Annotated in this window: 2 protein-coding genes; both read left to right on the top strand. The window is 46.9% G+C overall.

The window, feature by feature from the left end; all coding sequences use genetic code 11:
* A partial coding sequence (locus KDK18_RS06530) for a nuclease domain-containing protein (protein WP_257254064.1) occupies positions 1–811 on the top strand: 811 nt, incomplete at its 5' end.
* A 277-nt stretch (positions 812–1,088) separates the two neighbouring features.
* The coding region (locus KDK18_RS06525) for a very short patch repair endonuclease (RefSeq protein WP_257254063.1) at positions 1,089–1,451 on the top strand (363 nt) is incomplete at its 3' end.

The following is a 1,451-nucleotide window of genomic DNA, read 5'->3' as shown; positions in this document are numbered from 1 at the left end:
TGCCATCAATCAAATGCACCGTTATCGGGATGCCCTGATTCATCGCAGTAAGTTTGATGACAGAGGGTTTGTGAAAACCCGTCCGGTGTTTGGTGCCTATGTGTTGTATCCGGGCTATTTCAATCAGCTTTGTGAACACAACCCATACAGTGTCGCGATTAATGAAGTGGGTATCGGTGCTTTTAGTTTGTTACCTCAGGTTGATAATAAGGGGAGTCATTGGTTATCTGTTTTTTTGCAACAAAAACTGGGGGTTCCTGAGGCAAAATATCCGTATGCGACCAGTGAACGGTATTTTGTGGAGGATGCTGCACGAATTCCGGGTAAAGGTTATTCCATCGCTCATTATCAGGGACTGACTATTCTGGCAAGCCAGTTAGGGCCTGACCGGAATCAGGAGTATATCAACCAGTTTGAAAACGGCGATGCCCGGTTTTATCACACAAAGCTCATCGCCTTTGAGCGGCAGAAAGTCCAGCAACATATCGCTACCGAAGCTCATTACCTTGCAGTGGCTCTGGATGTCGATGATGGTGTTCAGCGACGGGTGGACTATATTTATCCGATCCTCAAAGCGGAGCGGGTGCAGAGGGGGAACCTCACGGAAAAGCAGACAGGTACTCCGGTTTTTGCCAATCCGGATGAGTGGTTCTGGCTATTTAGCCTGGGGTCTGCCTTGCGTTTGAAAATACCATTGTGGCAACAGCGTAAGGTGCATTTTGAGTTAAAGCTGGTCTCCCGGGATGACCTGACAGCGGGTTATGGATGGGATGAGCTGCCTGAACTTTATTCATCGTTAGTGAAGGAGTAAGGGGTGGGTGTTTGTTTTGTGGCAGGTCACAGTGATCTTACCGTTATTAGGTTGACTCGGCTAACGACACTTGTCGGTTAAGAGATATGAGTTGATGAAAACTGCAGATGAGGGCATTCAGTTACATTTTCATGTAGACCATGGGGTTTTTAATGCGATTCACTGTTGCTATGCATGCCTTCTTGACGTCATGAAACATTACGTTGCTCGTACAAAGTTGATGAGCCTTACTCATGAACTCCCTGAGCTATAGCATTGGTTTGTTTCTGGTATCAGCATGACAGATGTTCATACGCCTGTCATACGCAGTAAAAATATGCGGGCAATCAGAAACAGGAATACTAAGCCAGAGATTTTGGTTCGGAAGCTGTTACACTCCAGAGGCTTCCGCTTCAGGTTAAATGTAAAAACTCTGCCAGCAAAGCCCGATATTGTTTTTCCGAAATACCGAGCCGTTATTCTGGTTAATGGCTGCTTCTGGCATGGACACGATTGTCCAGTGTTTAGGTGGCCCAAGACGAGAACGGAATTCTGGAAGGAAAAAATTACGGGGAATCAGCAGCGAGATAAAAGAAACCTCATGAATCTTCAAGCCGCTGGCTGGAGGGTGCTGACTTTATGGGAGTGCGCTCTGGGGGGG

The organism is Endozoicomonas sp. SESOKO3 (assembly GCF_024606255.1).
Note: the sequence above shows the minus strand (reverse complement) of the source record. Positions and strands in the feature narration are given on the sequence as shown.